The sequence below is a fragment of the Parapedobacter sp. SGR-10 genome (genome assembly GCF_011030405.1).
GTDB lineage: Bacteria > Bacteroidota > Bacteroidia > Sphingobacteriales > Sphingobacteriaceae > Sphingobacterium.
Map to the genome: position 1 here is coordinate 152,027 of NZ_JAAJTJ010000006.1, position 18,688 is coordinate 170,714.

An 18,688-nucleotide genomic window follows, 5' to 3' on the forward strand; every position below is an offset into this window, starting at 1 on the left:
AGATTTGTTCTTGTTTAATGAACATGGCATATCTATGAACGACTATTTTATTCTGTTGTTGAAATAAAAAAAGTATTTTTGGTCAAAAAAACACATAGTATGAAAAAAAGCAAGATTATATTTGATGCAGAACGAATGAAATATCCGCACACTGGACTGTATCATTTTTGCTTAAATCTAGGAAATGCTATCGTAGACCAATGCCCTAAGGACAAGGAATTATTTTTTTACCTAAACGCTAAGATGCCTAAGATATTCGGTCCTGATAGGCAGTATATAGATCAATATTCATTACAAAAATTTTTTATGCCGAGATTGCGTAATTTTTCAATCTGGCATTCTACCTTTCAACTCACCTCTTATTTACCACGTCACAAAAGCCTAAAGGTTGTATCGACTATACATGACTTGAATTTTTTGAAAGAAGGAAAGTCTCCACAAAAGATCGAAGGATATCTAAAAAAGATACAACACACCCTAGATCGGGCAGATGAAATCGTAGCAATCTCAAATTATGTAAAACGTGATCTTGAAGATTACTGTGATCTAAAAGGAAAAGAGGTCAGCGTCATCTATAACGGCAATAATATCGATCCCAACCTACTACAGAATTTGCTCACAGGTTCCAGTCCTTTGGATCAAGATTATATCTTTACGATAGGTACGGTCAATCGAAAGAAAAATTTTCATGTTCTTCCCTATTTGTTGGTGGGCAATGACTTGAAGTTGATCATCAGCGGGATAGTGCATGAGCCTGACTATCATAAAAAAATACAGGATATCGCGGCTAAACTAAATGTTGCAGATCGTGTGGTATTGACCGGTCCTGTCACCGAAGCAGAAAAGTACAATTATCTGAAGAATTGTGCACTGTTTGTTTTTCCTTCCATCGCGGAAGGATTCGGTCTCCCTGTGATAGAAGCTATGTCATTTGGCAAGAAAGTTTTACTTTCCAAGCATACATCCCTACCAGAAATTGGGGGTAAAGAAGCATTTTATATGGAAAGCATGGAGCCGGATGATTTAATGGATTTTGGGAAGAACAAATTAATGGAACTTATTAATTTTCCTTCCAAAGAAAAGGAAATAAAACAATGGGCATCTCAATTCACCTGGCAGAACGCAGCTCTTCAGTATTGGGATATATACAATAGACTATTAAAATAACAACTAAGCTTAGTTGGGTGAGAAGAAAAAATAGTTGGCAATTCCATAATAATCCAGGCGAATGAATCTATGAGCTCTATGAACTTTAAAAGGATTTTTTTAAGGAATAAGAATAATAAAGTCTATTATTATATCAAGGCCATTCTAAGGGAGCTGGTACCGGGAAGATTGACCAGATGCAGGCTCCGAAAATTGCTTACTCAGGATCATCGACAAGATCTATCTTATGTGGAGGAGCGGATCAACTATTACAACAAGCTTGGAGAAGTCAAAACCCTAGGCGAGCAGGCCATAGCAATAGGAAGCTACAAGATACCTAACCACATAAGGGTCTATTATTTTGATAGCAAGGAGTATTTACGGTATTTTGATCCGCGGCTCCGGTTCCATATTTTGCCCGGAGATATCATACATGTTCCGGAATTTCCGACCCTGGTCAAGAGCAGGCCTGTAGCGGGAGACAATACAAATTCGGTCTTACTGAATCTGGATAAAGCCAGGCATTTCAATTTTATAAAAGATCATATTCCATTTCACCAAAAAGCCAATATGCTGGTCGGGAGAAGTGGATTCAGCCAGCTCCATCGAGCACGTTTTTTTGAAATGTATAAGGATCACCCACTATGCGACTTGAAAAAAGCAGCTCTTCCTTCGGATCCGGATTACCTATCCATAAGTGGTCACCTTCGCTACAAATTTATTTTGGCCTTGGAGGGGAATGATGTGGCCACCAATCTCAAATGGATCATGTCTTCCAATTCCATAGCGGTCATGCCTCTACCCAAATACGAAACATGGTTTATGGAGGGAAGACTTGTACCGGATTACCATTTTATCTGCATCAAAGATGACTATTCGGATCTGGAAGAGAGATTAGACTACTTTATCCGACACGACGATAAAGCGATGGCCATCGTCAGAAATGCCCATGACTATATAGGACAATTCAAAAACAAGAAAAGAGAGGATATTATTGCGTTAAAGGTATTGCGGAAATATTTTGATTTTACCGCATGATATAAATGGGGCAAGATAGGCACACGAAAGGATTACCTTTCGTGAGCTCGCTCCACTCGGTTCGTGTGCCAGCAATGGGCAAAAGATTTTTTGCCCCTACTAAACTGATTGATAAAGCTCGATCCATTGTCTAGCGAGCACATCATCGTTAAACCGTTGTGCGTAGATCCGGCCCTGTTCGCTCATTTTTCGGCGCAGATCGCTATCGGACAGAACGGTACCGATAGCCTGGGATAGCTCCTCGATATTCTCTGGATCTACATAACAGGAAAAAGGCCCTCCAGCTTCAGGAAATACCCCTGTCCCGTTCGTAATGACCGGAGTTCCTGCATACAAAGCCTCGATAATCGGGATGCCAAAGCCTTCATATTTGGAAGGATACACAAATATATCCGCCATCGCATATATAGTAGCCAATTCTCCCATAGTAAATCCCTGTAGAATATACACTTTGTTCTGCAACCCTTTTTGCTGGATGTATTGATGAATCTCCTGTGCATATTTGGTTTCCTTACCGATAATAACCAACGGTATATCCATGTTTTCCACCGCCTTGACTAGCTGAAAGGCATTTTTTCTTGGTTCTATTGAACCTACATTTAGGATAAAATTCTTGGGAAAATTGTATTTTTTACGGATAGCAGCCTTGTCGGCTTCTGTTTTGACAGTTTTGAATGCCGGGTGACAACCTTGATAGATGACTTCGATCTTTTGCTTAGGTATGTCATAAAACTGTACGATATCTTCTTTGGTCTGCTGACTTATCGCCACGATCTTATCGGCATGGCGAACAGCATATTTGAACTTTTTGTCATAGATTATTCTATCGACAAGCTTATATAGCTCTGGAAATCTCAAGAAAATCAGATCATGTATGGTCACCACGGATTTGATGCGGGCTTTTTCGAGACCGATAGGGATTTCACCCGAAAGTCCATGATAAATATCGATTTTGTCCCTTTTGAGATCATTGACAATCCATTGACGCCGCCAAAGTCGGGGAAATAAAAGGCTTGTTTTTGTTCGTGGCAACCTATCTTGTCCAAAAACATCGTCTCCTTCTACTTGTGGTTGGGCAAACTTAGGCGTATATTTTATGTAGGTGTGTTCGGGATAATGTACCTCAAGCATACGGATCAAGTCACGGCTATAGTTTCCCAGACCTGTGTTATTCAAAAAGTATCGCTTGGCATCAAATCCTATCCGCATATTTTGTTGATGTGTTGAATAACCATGCCCGAAGTTACTAAATCTATCGCTTCCACACCATCACAATCACACGGTTTGTTGCCATATATAGAACTTGGTCTGTTCGGATGTTCTACCTGTATACAATCTTCCAAAGACTGTCCATAACCCAAAAATCCCGCAAAAGGGTGCGTCGCCCCCCATATCGATACACACCTCGTCCCCATAAGGGAAGCCATGTGCATACCCGCACTGTCCATACTGATCATGAGATCCAAATGAGCGATGATATCCAGTTCCTGGCGGAGTGAAAATTGTCCAATGGTATTTTGTACACCCGCATATTTCTTTCTCCACTCCTCACCTATTTCTTTTTCTTTGGTTCCTCCCCCAAAGAGAAATACAGTATAGTTGTTTTCAGATAAGTATTGGATGACTTGTTCCATGCTTTCCAAATCAAACACCTTATACGGATGCTGGGCAAAAGGTGCTACACCTATTTTTATTTGGTCCGAGGCCAGTAAGCCCAATAACCCATTAGGGATAAGACGAGGTTCCTTTTGAAGATGGTGGGAAAGATCCATTGCAAAACCAAATTGTCGAAATACGTCTGCATAACATTCAGTCATGGGGCGCAGTGGCTTCAATATTTTGTTGCGTTTTCTGATCAGTTCTTTTTTCGCTGCTCTCCCCTTATCCAAGATACGGACAGGATAGCCCCTCCAAGCGAACAACTTATTTAGAACATTGGATCTGAGGTTGTTGTGCAAGTCTGCAACAAAATCGGGCTTGTAAGCCCGGAGTTCTTGAAAGAGCCTGAATAATCCCTCTATTCCACGATGCTTGACTTTAGGATCAATCGTATGGAATATCACACGCGGGATATGCTCGAAAAAAGCCTTGAATAGCTTGCGCGAAACCATAATGATCTCGGTGTCCATATGTTGTGCCTGAAATTCCTTCAATACTGAAGCGACCATAGCTACGTCGCCCATAGCTGAAAATCGGGTTACGAGGATACGCTTCATCTTATCAGGTTACTTTTGCGAGCCGTAAAGAACAGGGTTCAATGTAGGATCATTATACATTTTCATCTGCTTGTACACCTTCATGTATTTTCTACCTGCTGCAATATCTTCCAGCAGTTCATCAATACTTTGAGAAAGGTCTTTTCTTTGTTCCAGCAGGATGTCCAGTTTTTGCTGGCAGGCGGCAATATGCGCTTCCTCTACATCGGTTCGCTGCGTTTCCCGCTCCATGTGGTAGATCTTCAAGGCCAGAATAGACAGTCTGTCTATGGCCCAGGCCGGACTTTCCGTATTGACCTTGGCATCGTCTTGCGGTTGTACATCTGCAAATTTATGCAGATAATGGCTGTCTATGTATTCTACGGTATCGGTACGAACTTGATTTTGCTGATCTATCCGTCTTTTCCAATAAAGACCGTCCTCGGGAGTTATTTCCGGATTACGCACCACATCTTCCATGTGCCATTGCGCTGTATCGATCCAGCATTTCAGATAGAGCAAGTGCTCCAAAGAGCTGCTGTCGTAAGGATTGACCATAGGATGATCTATTTCATCATGAACGTGGTAATCATTGATAGCACGTTGGAAAATGGTATTTGCTGTTACGCTGATCATGAAACAAATATAAGGAATAAAGAAATGTCTTAAAACCCTACACTCTTCAGATTTAATCCCGCGCGTTCATCGAGGCCAAACATCAGATTCATGTTCTGGACAGCCTGACCTGAAGCCCCTTTCACCAGGTTGTCCGTAATACTGAGGATCAGCAATTTGTCACCATGTTTTTCCAAATGCAGAATACACTTGTTGGTATTGACAATCTGTTTGATATCAATATTTGCCTTACTTACGGATGTAAAAGGATGAGAAGTATAGTATGTCTCGTAAAGAGCATACGCTTCTTCTTCACTCAAGGAGGAATCCAGGTAAATGGCAGAGAAAATTCCCCGTGGGAAAGCACCCCGTTGAGGAATCATATTGATCCTGGACATAGCCCGCTCCAGCAGGGACTTGTCCGATTGGGGCAGAAAACCATTCTGCAACTGATCCAGAGATTCTGAAATTTCCTGCAAGTGTTGATGTTCGAAAGATTTATAAGCCGAGAGATTGTTGTTTCTCCAGGAAAAATGGGATGTAGGTGTAGGTTTTTGCCCTGCACCGGTAGAACCTGTCGTCGCATTGATGTGAATCTGGTCGGGAAGCAGTCCCTCACTGGCCAAAGGCAGCAAAGCCAACTGCACATTGGTGGCAAAACAACCGGGATTGGCAATATATTGTGCTTTACGGATGACTTCCTTATTCAGTTCGGGAAGTCCATACACGAAATGTTGACCTTGGTAGGCCGTGTTGGCACGCAATCTATAATCTTGGGATAGGTCAATGATCTTGACGGAAGGATCAATGGTATTTGCTTCCAAAAATTTACGCGCATCTCCATGTCCTACACAGAGAAACAAAACATCGATATTGGAATGGAAATCCGATGAAAATTCCAGTTCAGTATCACCGAAAAGGTCATTGTGTACGGCATACAGCTTATTTCCTGCATTGGAATGGCTATTGGCAAATACAATCTCTACATCGGGATGGTAAATCAAGATGCGTAATAGCTCTCCTCCTGTATATCCAGCCGAACCGACTATGCCTACTTTGATTTTTTTCATATTTATTTTAGTTGTAAGTGATAAGTTGTAAGTGATAAGTATCAGTCTATAGAGCTGAACACTGACAATTTACTACTGACCACTATTTACCTTATGCCAGATCAAGGTCTGGTTGCCGAATATCTTGGAGAAGCCTTTGACATCATCTCCGGTATAGCCTTCATTCATCTCTCCGTAGCTACCGAATTTACTGGCCATCAAATCGTGCTCCGACTCTATACCGATAATGACAAAACGGTACGGGTGCAACTCTACGATAACACGTCCCGTCACAGTAGACTGCGCACTTTGAAGAAACGCCTCGATATCCCGCATGACCGGGTCGTGCATCTGTCCTTCGTGCATATAGTTGCCATAGAAAGCTGCTATCTGGTCTTTCCAGGAAAGTTGCCACTTGGTCAAGGTGTGTTTTTCCAACGTATGGTGTGCTTTGATCAGGATCAATGGCCCTGCTGCTTCGAAGCCTACACGCCCTTTGATACCGATGATCGTATCACCTACGTGTATATCCCGTCCGATACCATAGGGCTGCGCCAAATCCTGTAACTGCTGGATTACTTTCACCGCACCGATTTTCTGTCCGTTCAATGCCACCGGCTCACCTTTTTCAAAACCGATGATAACTTGCTGAGGTTCGGTAGAAGTGACCGGTGTAGGCCATGCTGCTTCGGGTAGATATTGATTTGATGTCAAGGTTTCGGCGCCTCCGACCGACGTGCCCCATAGCCCCTTGTTGATGGAGTATTTGGCTTTTTCGGCACTGTATGGAAAGCCGTGTTTGGCCAAGTATTCGATTTCAGCTTCACGGGACAGCTTTAGATCGCGAATAGGTGTGATGATTTCGATACCGGGTATCAACGTGTTGAAGATCATGTCAAAACGCACCTGATCATTGCCGGCTCCCGTGGACCCATGGGCCACACATTCGGCACCTATTTTCTTGGCATAATTGGCTATGGCCGTAGCCTGACATACACGTTCGGCCGATACCGACAACGGATAAGTAGCGTTTTTAAGGACATTACCAAATATTAGATATTTGATAGTTTCACGATAGTAGTTTTCGGTTTCGTCGATTGTCGTATGTGATTTTACACCCAGCTCATAGGCACGCTTCTCGATGTGCTTGATTTCCTCTTCGGAAAAACCTCCGGTATTGACAACAACAGAATGGACTTCCAGTCCTAAATCTTTGGATAGATAGATACAACAAAAGGAGGTATCCAAACCACCACTAAATGCTAAAACTACTTTTTTCATCTGTATATTTTTTGTTTTTATTGATGAGCTATTGTCATGCTGAGGCTTGCCGAAGCATCTAAAATCTGTGAAGCAGACAGATGCTTCATTTCATTCAGCATAACAAAAAAGCACTGTTGGTTCATTTTTTAATCTTTTAGACAGTGTCTAAAGTAAGTCTGCAAATCCAATAAATTAAAATCCTTTTACAGGCTTTATCCCCACAGGAAACACGATTGCGACAAATTTCTTTGTCGATTTCCACAATTTTGCTTCGATCCGTTTCAATAAAGATTGCTTTTTGGAAATCCGATCCAAACGCTCCTTAGCCTCTGCCCGGCGTTGGATCTTTTCTTTCAATTCCCGTTCTTTTTCTACAGGATCCCAAAGCATAGCCGTACACATGCAGTTTTTACGATCTTTGCTCATTAGGATATCGTAGTTGATACAGCTCTGACACCCCTTCCAAAACTCTTCGTCCTGCGTCAGCTCCGAATAGGTAACCGGTTCGTAGCCCAGATCTGAATTGATCTTCATGACCGCCAGTCCTGTGGTCAACCCAAATATCTTAGATTTCGGATATTTTTCGCGCGAAAGATCAAATATACGTTTTTTGATCGCTTTAGCCAATCCCACTTTGCGAAACTCTGGATTCACAATCAGTCCTGAGTTGGCGACATAATCCCCATGGCTCCAGGTTTCGATATAGCAGAATCCTGCCCAAGTCCCATCCTTATGAAGAGCGATGACCGCTTTGCCCTCTTCCATCTTTTTAGCCACGTATTCAGGCTTACGACGTGCAATACCTGTCCCACGAGCTTTTGCGGACTCAAACATCTCCTCACAGATCTGCTCAGCATACTTGATATGTTCTGCTGTGGCTGGAATAATTAAAAAATCTGAAATTGTCATTTAAAGTGTCGACCTATTTAATTATGGCACCCAAGGTGCGCAATCAATAAAATAAACTGGATTTTTCGAAACTCATCGAGCCGGATGAATCCCCCCTCCGAATTAGCCTGCCTCTCCTCCATCAGGCCCGAGGCAGAATAGGTCGTCGAAATCGTAGGACAGGACAGCTCAATCTGTGGTTAGATGTCATAGCAATACCGACAAGCTTGTGATGGCAAGCTTGGGCAATAAGGCCTGTATAATCTTTGCTACAATACATTTTAAATCAATGCTGTCTCTTTAAATCTGACCCTGCAAAATTACAAAATTATTTTTTTCTTTTATGCAACATCTCTCCAGTTTTTTTGAATCACACCTAACATGTAGCTTAAAAATCTTACAAAAGTCGCAAAAAAAATCCCGAAGCGGGGAATGCTCCGGGACCTTAACCAAACCAATTATTAACTTAAATTATGAAACTATGAATTATACTTTTTATTGCTTTTACTCTAAAAACGAGAAAAGCAGCTTTTTAGTGTGATCATTCTTTAGTTTAACATTTCTTAACACCCTTACTTCCTTACTGTCGCAAGTTCAATGTCATTTAGTTAAGCCATCTATTCCCAATAAAATCTACCGATTTAGTATATTTTTAAAATATTATCGTTCTTTTCCAAGGTTTTGCTTATGTTTGCAAGCAATTAGAATCAATCTAAAGTACGCATTGGCCGAGCTATTGATCCATATCATTGTTCCTATCGCTATATTTGGCTTTATAGCCTTATTTACGTTATTTGCCGTGTATGCAGAACGTAAAATAGCGGGCTTTGTACAAGACCGTCTGGGGCCGATGGAAACAGGCAAATATGGCCTGTTGCAAACTATTGCAGATATTCTAAAGCTACTCCAAAAAGAGTTTATCACACCCGCTGCAGCAGACCGGATCCTATTTGCCCTGGCTCCTATAGTCATTTTTGCCGCGGTATTTGTAGGTTTCGCTGTCATGCCCTGGGGGCCAGACCTTCTTCCTGCCAACACAAATACAGGACTGTTTTTTATCATGGCAGTCGTATCTATAGATGCTATCGGCATACTCATGGCCGGATGGGGATCAAACAACAAGTACTCTCTACTGGGATCAATTCGTGCTATTGCACAGATGGTTTCGTACGAAATACCTGTTGGGCTTTCCCTGATTGCCGCAGTCATGATTACCCAAACGCTTAATCTGAACGAAATCGCTTTCCAACAAGGTGTGCTGGCGCAGGAAGATATTTTCTTCTTTGGATTTTGGAACGTCACCGAAATAGGCGGGATATTGGCCTGGAATATTTTTCAAGCCCCTCATCTTATAGTGGTATATGTTATCTTTTTCATTGCCACACTGGCCGAGTGCAACCGTGCCCCATTTGATATTCCGGAGGCGGAAAGTGAATTGATCGGTGGATTTCATACGGAATATGGAGGAATACGGTTTGCCTTTGTCTTTCTGGCCGAATATGCCATGATGTTTTTGGTAACCATGTTGGGCGCAGTTATTTTTTTGGGAGGATGGAATACGCCTTTACCGAATATGGGTGCGCTGAAATTGGCTGACTGGACAACAGGGCCATTTTGGGGTATATTTTGGACATTGAGCAAATCTTTATTTATTGTCGGTGTGCAGATGTGGATACGGTGGACATTGCCCCGTTTCAGAGCCGATCAGTTGATGGATCTATGTTGGAAAATCATGATTCCTGTAGCTTTTATCTGTATGGCTATTTCGGGATTGTGGCGTATTTTGGTGATGGTGTAGAGAATTTGGAAATTGTATGATTTGGAGATTTGAAAATGATTGGCGAGAAGAGAAGCGTATACTTAGTAATGGTTTAAGGTTGAAAGGCTACTGATCACTGACAACTGATCACTGACCACTGAAAAAAATGATCTTAAAAACAACGATACAAGGAGTTACGACAGCTGTAAAAGGATTACTTTTGACGGTCAGGCACCTCTTTGCGGCAAGGCAACAGCGACAGGTGTTGGATATTCGCCGGGACGATTATTTTGAGCAGGGTCAAGGTGTGACGACCGTTCAGTTTCCCAAAGAAAAAATGCCTATTCCCGAAGTTGCCCGTTATCAGTTGGACGTAGAGATCGACGATTGTATTGTCTGTGATCTCTGTGCCAAGGCTTGCCCTGTAGATTGTATCGAGATCGAAGCCGTCAAATCACCCGAAGCAATCGGCAAAACCTCGGACGGCAGTGTGAAACGTCTGTATGCAGCCAAATTCAATATTGATATGGCCAAGTGTATGTACTGCGGATTATGTACGGTAGTCTGTCCTACAGAGTGTATCACGATGACCGATCAATACGACCGCAGCACGACAAAATTGACTGATCTGATCTATGGGTTTGCAGAGATGAGCGAAGAAGATATTGCCCAACGTAAAGAAGAATGGACACGTTTCCAAGCTGAAAAGGAGGCAGCCAAAAAGAAATAAGATGGAAGAACTGTTGTTTTACACCTTTGCGGCACTGGCCATCGTATCTGCCCTATTGGTCGTAAGCCTCAAAAATACGGCACGTGCCCTATTTCTTTTTTTTATTACCTTATTTGCTTTGGCCGGATTATTCCTGTTTGCCTTGGCAGACTTCGTCGCCATCACACAGATATTGGTATATGTAGGCGGTGTATTGATACTGATGATATTCGCCTTCATGCTTTCCAACAAAGAATTGTTGAAAGATCTGCAAGCGATTTCGGGGAAATTTGTGGATATGCCCAATACGCAATCGATCCTCCTGGTAATCGGTTTTTTAGCTGTGATGATATATGGTATCGTGGAGTGGCATCAACAAACACCCGATTGGATCACACACAATATAAAAACAAAACAAATCATTCAATCTACGGACAATAATATCCATCAATTGGGTATAAAATTCATGACACAGTATATTCTGCCTTTTGAAGTGATTTCGATTTTTCTATTGATGGCACTCATCGGGGCTTCACAACTATCGCGAAAGGAGGATGACAGGTGATTACTTTGACACATTTTCTGATCGTCAGCGCCTGCATATTCTGCATAGGGCTCTATGCTGTACTTGCCAAACGGAATGCCATCATGATCCTTGTCGGTATTGAGCTGATGATCAATGCGGCTATCCTTAATTTTGTAGCTTTCGGAAAATACGACAAACTCCATTATAGCGGACAGGTTTTTGCCCTGTTTGCCATCGTACTTGCAGCAGCAGCTGTCGCTGTGGGCCTGGCTATTATATTGAACGTATATCGACATTACAAAACTATCAATCCAGACAACATAACCGACCTGCGTGATTGACGAACAATGAGTGGTTTATTCAACATATCGCCCATTCCTGCCAGCATACTTGTTGTTGGCCTTCCCTTCGTGGCTTTCCTGATCCAGGCGCTCCTGGGCAAAAAATCTATTTCGGGTATCTTTTCGTTGGCAGCCATTATACTATCCACCCTGATCAGTGGCCTTTTTGTCTTTACAGATATCTGGCAGAAAGCCCCTGTATCTTATACCGTAGATTGGTTTACGATCGGCAATAAGACCGTGACGATCGGTATATTGCTCAACAACCTGACCGTACTGATGCAGTTCATCGTCTGTATTATTGCGCTGCCCGTACATATCTATTCGAAAGCCTATATGAAAGGTGACCCGGGTATACACCGATATTGGATGTATCTGAGCCTGTTTTGTTTTGCTATGCTGGGGCTGACCGTCTCCAAGAATCTGTTTATGCTGTACATCTTCTGGGAATTGGTGGGTTTTGCTTCTTATCTATTGATTGGCTTTTGGTTTACGAAGAATACGGCAACGGAGGCCAACAAGAAAGCATTCCTTGTCAACCGTATTGGCGATCTGGGTTTTCTTATCGGCCTGTCCATTATCTTTAGCCTTTTCGGAACCTGGGATCTGTTAGAACTATTTGGGGACGCAGGCATTTTTGCACAGGGGATAGATAAAAATACCGGATTGATTACAGCAGCGGGTATATGCTTCTTTATCGGGGCGATGGCCAAATCGGCTCAGTTTCCGCTACATGTATGGCTGCCCGATGCGATGGAAGGTCCGACAGCTGTATCTTCTCTCATACACGCGGCGACTATGGTTGCAGCCGGGGTCTTTTTGGTCAGTAGTATTTTTCCGCTGTTTAATGACCTTGTCCTGCTGCTCATTGCCATTATCGGTAGTATTACCGCATTATCGGCAGCTTATTTTGCATTATGCCAATACGACATCAAGAAAGTACTGGCTTTTTCGACTGTCTCTCAGTTAGGGTACATGATGGTGGCGGTCGGTATAGGTGCATGGGACGCAGCCATCTTCCATTTGGCCACACATGCCTTCTTCAAATGTCTTCTGTTCCTATGTGCCGGAGCGGTCATTCATGAAATGGCTCATCACAAGGAACACAGCGGGCAGGATTTTGACCCCCAAGATCTTCGAAATATGGGTGGATTACGGAAGTATATGCCTAAAACCTTCGTACTGATGGGAATGGCCTCCATGGCTCTGGCGGGATTCCCCTTGACGTCGGGTTACCTTTCCAAAGATGCCATTGTTATTTCAGCTTTTGAATGGGCTACCCATCAAGGTGGACTGTTTATCATCCTACCCATTACCTTAGTCTTCGTAAGCCTATTGACAGCATTCTATATAGGACGTCTGATGTTCAAAGCTTTCTTTGGCACGCTTCGTGTTCCAAAAAATGAACAACAGCATGTCGATCTGCATGAAGCACCTAGACAGATGTTGATACCGATGTTTTTCCTAGGTATATGCTGTTTTTTCTTCGTCTTTTCATTCAACCCATTCTCTTATCATCAAGCAGGGATATTGGAGGGTTTTTCCGTACAATACAGTTTTGCAGAAGTACACAGCTTGCATCTTGCTATCCCCACGTTACTCACATTAGGTACGGTATTGGTCTGGCTCGTAGGGTGGAACTGGTACGTCAAAAACAGATATCCTCTTCGTTCGGACAGTGCTTTCCTTATCTGGGGGGAGCGGCAGTTGGGATTGAACGAATTATACAAAAAGGCCTTTGTGGATAGCACAATGTCTCTCACCCGGTTCAGCTACTGGTGGGATAGACATATTGTAGATGGTACGGTCAATGGGGCTGCCTATGTAGCAAGAAGTATATCTCGTGCTATCGATTGGATAGATCGGTATATCGTAGATGGTCTTGTCAATACCATAGCCGGTACAACGTATTATATCGGCCACTTACTGCGTTGGGTACAAAACGGGCGTATCCAAAATTACCTGGGATTTGCATTTACCATTATTTTAATAGGAATAGTTTATTTGATTTTTCGATAAGATGGGATTACTCTCTCTACTCATATTTTTACCTTTGGCCGCGACATTTCTTATATTGCTGTTGCCAAGATCACTACAAAGTAGCTTTAAATATATTGCTTTGTTTTTTACTGTCCTGCAGCTGTTGTTGTCGGGCTACATGTACACACAATTTGACGGAAGTGCTACAGGGATCAACCAGGTATCGGGCTATCGATTTGTGGAACAGCTGCCTTGGATACACCTGGATATAGGAAGTCTGGGACGGCTCGAAATAGACTATTTCATCGGTGTGGATGGCGTGTCCCTGCCTTTGCTTGTCCTCAGTAGCCTGGTCATGCTGATGGCTGTAGGCTCCTCCTGGAATATCCAAAAAAGTCCGAAAGGGTATTTTGCTTTATTGATGTTGCTGAATATGGCCGTGATGGGTATTTTCGCAGCTCTGGACTTCTTTTTGTTCTATATCTTTTATGAAGTCATGCTGTTCCCACTGTATTTTCTGATCGGTATCTGGGGCGGGGCAAACCGGGAATATGCCGCCATCAAGTTTTTCATCTATACCCTATTCGGCTCCGTATTCATGTTATTGGTCATCGTAGGGCTATATTTCTCGGTTATCAATCCGGATACCGGGGCGCATACCTTCAATATGCTCCACATGATGAATCCGAACAACTATGTGGAAGGTTCGTTTTTCGCCTATTTGGACAACAGCCATACGATATGGGGCATACCTGCGAGAATGATTGGGTTTATCGTACTTTTCGTTGCTTTTGCCATTAAGGTGCCTATTGTGCCTTTACATACATGGTTGCCTGACGCTCACGTCGAGGCTCCCACACCGATATCCATTGTACTGGCAGGAATTCTATTGAAAATCGGTGGATACGGTATCATTCGTGTCTGCATGAGTATTTTTCCGGATGCTACCGCCGATGCCAATTGGTGGCTGGGCTTAATCGGCGTTGTCTCTATACTATACGGTGCATTGAACGCCCTGGCCCAAAAGGATCTCAAACGTATGATCGCCTACTCGTCCGTCTCACACATGGGCTTCGTCCTGTTGGGATTGGCCTCTTTGACCGCCGAAGGCGTTTCCGGGGCCTTATTCCAGATGATCAGCCACGGTTTTCTCTCGGCTGCGCTGTTCTTCCTTGTGGGCGTATTGTACGATCGTGTACATGATCGATATATCTACAATTTTAGAGGGCTGGCGGGTCTGATGCCCCAATATACAGGATATGTGGCTATTGCATTTTTCGCGTCATTGGGTTTGCCCGGATTTTCGGCCTTTATTGGAGAGGCATTTGTCATTATCGGGAGTTTCAATGCCGAAAGCGTGGGTACGGGTATCCCCAGATGGATGGCTATTGCCGGTTCGGTAGGTATCCTGTTGAGCGCAGCTTATTTCCTGTGGACATTGCAACGTATGTATTTTGGACAGACACGTCTGAAAGGTGGCGAAGAATGGGCTTCGAAACTCAAAGATCTAAGCTTACGCGAAAAAAGCATCTTATTCCCGGCACTGGCACTGGCCTTGGTTTTGGGTATAATGCCCTCCTGGGTGTTTGATAAAATGAACACTTCAGTACTTAACCTTGTTTCATTGATTACGGCACAGCTATAGATTAGGATGAACGATTTTGTACACAGCCTACCGAGCATTATAGACCATATCGTACAGTCTATCCCACTGTTCAAGCCCGAAATAGCTTTGATTGGTGCTTTCCTGTTATCTGTTCTGGCGACACTGTTTTTGGATAAGGTTTGGAAACACTCTTCCTATGCGATCAGCCTGGGGGGCTTGCTGGCATCGTTCTTATATCTTTGCGGTCAATTGGACAATAGTGTCGCCGGATTCTTTGATATGTTGCGCATTGACAATTTTTCGGTATATGCCCGTATGCTTATTGTTTTTGCGTTGCTGATGGTCTGTATCTTCGTGCAGCAACATTTTAAGGAAAAACCGGACCGCAAAAGACTTGGGGAAGTCTATGGCACATTACTGACTGCAGGGATTGGCCTGCACCTACTGACCATCACAAGCAACTGGCTGATGGCTTTTATCGCTATTGAGACCGTATCGATCAGTTCATATATATTGGTGGGCTATTTTTCGGAGAATAAAAAACAATCCGAAGCAGCCATGAAATACGTGCTTTTTGGCTCTACCTCGGCAGCGGTCATGTTGTACGGCCTGTCCCTTGTGTATGGCTTCACGGGAAACCTGGATTTCGTCAGCATGCAGCATATACAAGGATTGGCAGCAGCTCCTACCGTGATCTGTACCATTGCTATCCTCTTTGTCTTCACAGGCATTGGCTTCAAATTGGGTTTTGTGCCTTTCCATCTTTGGACACCGGACGTGTACGAGGGTGCGCCTACACCTATTACGGCATTTTTGTCTACCGTACCCAAGATCGGGGCAATTATCCTATTCAGCAGATTGACACAGGCCTGGTTGCCGACGTTGTTTTATTTTAGTGAGGTTACTTTTTTCTTTTTGGTGGTCGTGGCCATTGTCACGATGCTGGTCGGAAACCTCATTGCTCTGCGTCAGCTCAATATCAAACGGTTGATGGCATATTCGTCCATTGGCCATACAGGCTTCTTGTTGATGGCTATTATGGTACTATCGACCGACAACCAGGAGATATTACTATTTTATCTGGCGGCGTACACCTTGATGACACTTGCGGCCTTTGCTTTTATCGACAGCATAGAAAGCGCCACAGGTATCGTTGACCTGCCCGCATACGCCGGTTTGGGGAAAAAGTTTCCTTTACTTTTCACCTGTTTCACATTTGCAGGCATATCGTTGGTAGGCCTACCTCCTACCGCAGGATTTATCGGCAAATTATTGGTCTTTACCTCAGTGTTTGAGGTGTATCAAACCTATCGGGATGTTGCCCACCTGTTGCTGCTGATCGTAGGTGCACTGACCTCCGTGATCTCCCTATTCTATTACTTCAAGATACCGCTATTCGCTTTCCTCCGGAAGAGTAATGAAGAGCCGATGTATAAAATTGGCTTCTCGCTTGTACTCGTATTGGGTGTGGTGATGAGTGTACTGTTGGTGGTATTGGGCCTGTTCCCTGGATTGTTATTAGGTTTTCTTCGATAGCTATTGAACGAAAATATGTATCTTTGTCTATGCTGAAGAAAGATCGATACAAAGCCTTTGTAGAATACTTTTCCACCCACAATCCTGATGCACAGACCGAGCTGAACTACAGCAACCCATACGAGTTGCTCGTCGCTGTCATACTTTCGGCCCAATGTACGGACAAACGTATCAACCTAGTCACTCCTGCTCTTTTCGAACGTTTTCCGAATGCCGAAGCACTTGCGGCCAGCACTTCTGAGGAAGTGTTCACCTACATACGATCCGTCAGCTATCCCAACAACAAAGCCAAGCACCTCGTCGGTATGGCCCAAAAACTTATCAGTGAATTTGACGGCACAGTACCCGAAAAGGTAGAAGACCTGGTCAAATTGCCTGGTGTAGGGCGCAAGACAGCCAATGTCATCTCCTCGGTCGTGTACCACAATCCGGCCATGGCTGTAGATACCCATGTATTCCGTGTCAGTAACCGGTTAGGTCTCACCAGCAATGCCACTACTCCCCTCGCCGTAGAAAAGCAATTGGTCAAATACCTGCCCAAAGAAACTATAGCTGTCGCCCATCATTGGCTAATCTTACATGGTCGGTATATCTGCGTGGCCAGAAAGCCAAAATGCGAAATATGCCCAATCACTTATTTTTGCAAGTACTTTGAAAAGACCTATAAAGCTAAAGTTATACACACCCCATCCGAGTAAAGAAAATAGATTGTATATTTAAAAGTTGTTTAATCTTTAAAAAAACCGGGTAATTGTCATGTTGAGGCTTGTCGAAACATCTATAAACCATACATAACAACAGATGCTTCCTATTCCCGAATACTTTCGGGACAAGCTGTCAGCATGACAAGAGATAGCTTTGAATGATTGTTAAACAGTTTCTTATACGAAGGAGACAACGATTTCAGATAAGCTAATTTTTTTAGTAAATTATTTTGTTTTTAAAATTTATTGTTTTACTTTTGACCTAACAATACTAAGTATATGAGCAATTCAGACAAATTAAAAGCGCTACAGCTTACATTAGATAAATTGGAAAAGTCCTACGGAAAAGGCACCATCATGAAATTAGGCGATTCTGCCGTAGAGCCTATTGAAGCTATCTCTACCGGATCTTTAGGATTGGATATAGCCTTGGGAATAGGCGGAGTACCCAAGGGGCGCATCATTGAAATATACGGGCCCGAATCTTCCGGCAAGACAACTTTGGCCACACATATTGTTGCCGAAGCACAGAAAAAAGGCGGTATAGCAGCCATCATCGATGCGGAGCATGCCTTTGATAAATACTATGCCCAAAAACTCGGTGTGGACGTAGAGAATTTATTGATCTCCCAACCGGACAATGGTGAACAGGCTTTGGAAATCGCAGACAATCTTATCCGTTCCGGTGCCATAGATGTGATCGTCATCGACTCGGTCGCTGCCCTGGTACCCAAAGGCGAGATCGAAGGCGAAATGGGCGATTCCAAAATGGGTCTACAGGCCCGTTTGATGTCTCAGGCGTTGCGTAAACTAACAGGAACAATATCCAAAACCAACTGCTGCTGTATCTTCATCAACCAATTGCGCGAGAAGATCGGTGTGATGTTTGGCAATCCAGAGACCACCACCGGAGGTAATGCGTTGAAATTTTATGCTTCTGTACGTCTGGATATCCGTCGTACCTCGCAAATTAAAGATGCCGATGAGGTATCTGGTAACCGTGTGAAGGTCAAGATTGTCAAAAACAAAGTGGCTCCCCCTTTCCGTATAGCTGAATTTGACATCATGTTTGGTGAGGGTATTTCCAAGGTTGGCGAGATCATCGACTTGGGGGTAGAATACAACATTATCAAAAAATCCGGATCTTGGTTTAGCTACGGCGACACCAAGTTGGGTCAGGGACGCGATGCTGTAAAAGCACTCTTACTGGACAATCCCGATTTAATGGATGAATTGGAAGCAAAGATCCGCTCCGAAGTTACAGGTGAAGCACTGGACCAAAAAGCTTTGAACGAAGAATAGTTCCATTTTTTATATGCTGTATACAGCCGCT

General features: G+C 43.4%; 17 protein-coding genes. 11 read left to right on the forward strand and 6 right to left on the reverse strand.

Going from position 1 to position 18,688, the window contains the following annotated elements; all coding sequences use genetic code 11:
• The first annotated feature begins 99 nt into the window (after window positions 1–99).
• Both G5B00_RS07260 and G5B00_RS07265 read left to right on the forward strand, forming a co-directional pair.
• On the forward strand, window positions 100–1,167 hold the full coding sequence (locus G5B00_RS07260) for a glycosyltransferase family 4 protein (RefSeq protein ID WP_163872747.1): 1,068 nt from the start codon (window positions 100–102) through the stop codon (window positions 1,165–1,167).
• 78 nt (window positions 1,168–1,245) lie between these two features.
• Window positions 1,246–2,184 (forward strand): glycosyl transferase family 90, encoded by a 939-nt coding sequence (locus G5B00_RS07265; RefSeq protein ID WP_163872750.1) that lies wholly within the window; start codon window positions 1,246–1,248, stop codon window positions 2,182–2,184.
• A 99-nt stretch (window positions 2,185–2,283) separates the two neighbouring features.
• Here G5B00_RS07265 and G5B00_RS07270 read toward each other — a convergent pair whose 3' ends face one another.
• The 6 genes from G5B00_RS07270 to G5B00_RS07295 all read right to left on the reverse strand — a co-directional run bounded on the left by G5B00_RS07270 (window position 2,284) and on the right by G5B00_RS07295 (window position 8,215).
• Entirely contained in the window at window positions 2,284–3,393 is a 1,110-nt protein-coding gene (locus G5B00_RS07270) for a glycosyltransferase family 4 protein (RefSeq protein WP_163872752.1), read from the reverse strand.
• Window positions 3,384–4,400, reverse strand: a complete 1,017-nt coding sequence (locus G5B00_RS07275; RefSeq protein ID WP_163872755.1) for a glycosyltransferase family 9 protein — start codon at window positions 4,398–4,400, stop codon at window positions 3,384–3,386. The genes G5B00_RS07270 and G5B00_RS07275 overlap by 10 nt, the downstream gene beginning before the upstream one ends.
• Window positions 4,401–4,409: 9 nt before the next feature.
• Complete coding sequence (locus G5B00_RS07280; protein ID WP_163872758.1) at window positions 4,410–5,015, reverse strand: DUF4254 domain-containing protein; 606 nt, start codon at window positions 5,013–5,015, stop codon at window positions 4,410–4,412.
• A gap of 29 nt (window positions 5,016–5,044) precedes the next feature.
• Window positions 5,045–6,064, reverse strand: a complete 1,020-nt coding sequence (gene argC / locus G5B00_RS07285) for an N-acetyl-gamma-glutamyl-phosphate reductase (RefSeq protein ID WP_163872761.1) — start codon at window positions 6,062–6,064, stop codon at window positions 5,045–5,047.
• A 72-nt stretch (window positions 6,065–6,136) separates the two neighbouring features.
• Window positions 6,137–7,324, reverse strand: coding sequence for an argininosuccinate synthase (argG, locus tag G5B00_RS07290; RefSeq protein ID WP_163872764.1), 1,188 nt, complete (start codon window positions 7,322–7,324; stop codon window positions 6,137–6,139).
• 174 nt (window positions 7,325–7,498) lie between these two features.
• On the reverse strand, window positions 7,499–8,215 hold the full coding sequence (locus G5B00_RS07295) for a GNAT family N-acetyltransferase (RefSeq protein WP_163872767.1): 717 nt from the start codon (window positions 8,213–8,215) through the stop codon (window positions 7,499–7,501).
• A gap of 703 nt (window positions 8,216–8,918) precedes the next feature.
• On the opposite strand from G5B00_RS07295, the gene nuoH reads away from it, so the two are divergent.
• From nuoH to recA, 9 genes are all read left to right on the forward strand, one after another.
• Window positions 8,919–9,992 (forward strand): NADH-quinone oxidoreductase subunit NuoH, encoded by a 1,074-nt coding sequence (gene nuoH, locus G5B00_RS07300; protein WP_163872844.1) that lies wholly within the window; start codon window positions 8,919–8,921, stop codon window positions 9,990–9,992.
• A 127-nt stretch (window positions 9,993–10,119) separates the two neighbouring features.
• The gene (locus tag G5B00_RS07305; protein WP_163872770.1) at window positions 10,120–10,683 is read left to right on the forward strand and encodes a 4Fe-4S binding protein; all 564 of its coding nucleotides are present in this window, start codon (window positions 10,120–10,122) and stop codon (window positions 10,681–10,683) included.
• Window position 10,684: 1 nt separating this feature from the next.
• Entirely contained in the window at window positions 10,685–11,227 is a 543-nt protein-coding gene (locus G5B00_RS07310) for an NADH-quinone oxidoreductase subunit J (protein WP_163872773.1), read from the forward strand.
• On the forward strand, window positions 11,224–11,529 hold the full coding sequence (gene nuoK / locus G5B00_RS07315) for an NADH-quinone oxidoreductase subunit NuoK (RefSeq protein WP_163872776.1): 306 nt from the start codon (window positions 11,224–11,226) through the stop codon (window positions 11,527–11,529). The genes G5B00_RS07310 and nuoK overlap by 4 nt, the downstream gene beginning before the upstream one ends.
• 6 nt (window positions 11,530–11,535) lie before the next feature.
• The gene (gene nuoL, locus G5B00_RS07320; protein ID WP_163872779.1) at window positions 11,536–13,548 is read left to right on the forward strand and encodes an NADH-quinone oxidoreductase subunit L; all 2,013 of its coding nucleotides are present in this window, start codon (window positions 11,536–11,538) and stop codon (window positions 13,546–13,548) included.
• Between the two features lies 1 nt (window position 13,549).
• Window positions 13,550–15,154: a NuoM family protein gene (locus G5B00_RS07325; RefSeq protein ID WP_163872782.1), complete on the forward strand. Its 1,605-nt coding sequence runs from the start codon at window positions 13,550–13,552 to the stop codon at window positions 15,152–15,154.
• Between the two features lie 6 nt (window positions 15,155–15,160).
• Window positions 15,161–16,651: an NADH-quinone oxidoreductase subunit N gene (locus tag G5B00_RS07330; RefSeq protein WP_163872785.1), complete on the forward strand. Its 1,491-nt coding sequence runs from the start codon at window positions 15,161–15,163 to the stop codon at window positions 16,649–16,651.
• Between the two features lie 29 nt (window positions 16,652–16,680).
• The gene (nth, locus tag G5B00_RS07335) at window positions 16,681–17,349 is read left to right on the forward strand and encodes an endonuclease III (protein WP_163872788.1); all 669 of its coding nucleotides are present in this window, start codon (window positions 16,681–16,683) and stop codon (window positions 17,347–17,349) included.
• 285 nt (window positions 17,350–17,634) lie between these two features.
• A complete protein-coding gene (recA, locus tag G5B00_RS07340) occupies window positions 17,635–18,657 on the forward strand; it encodes a recombinase RecA (RefSeq protein ID WP_163872791.1) in 1,023 nt (340 codons plus the stop codon).
• Window positions 18,658–18,688: the final 31 nt, after the last annotated feature.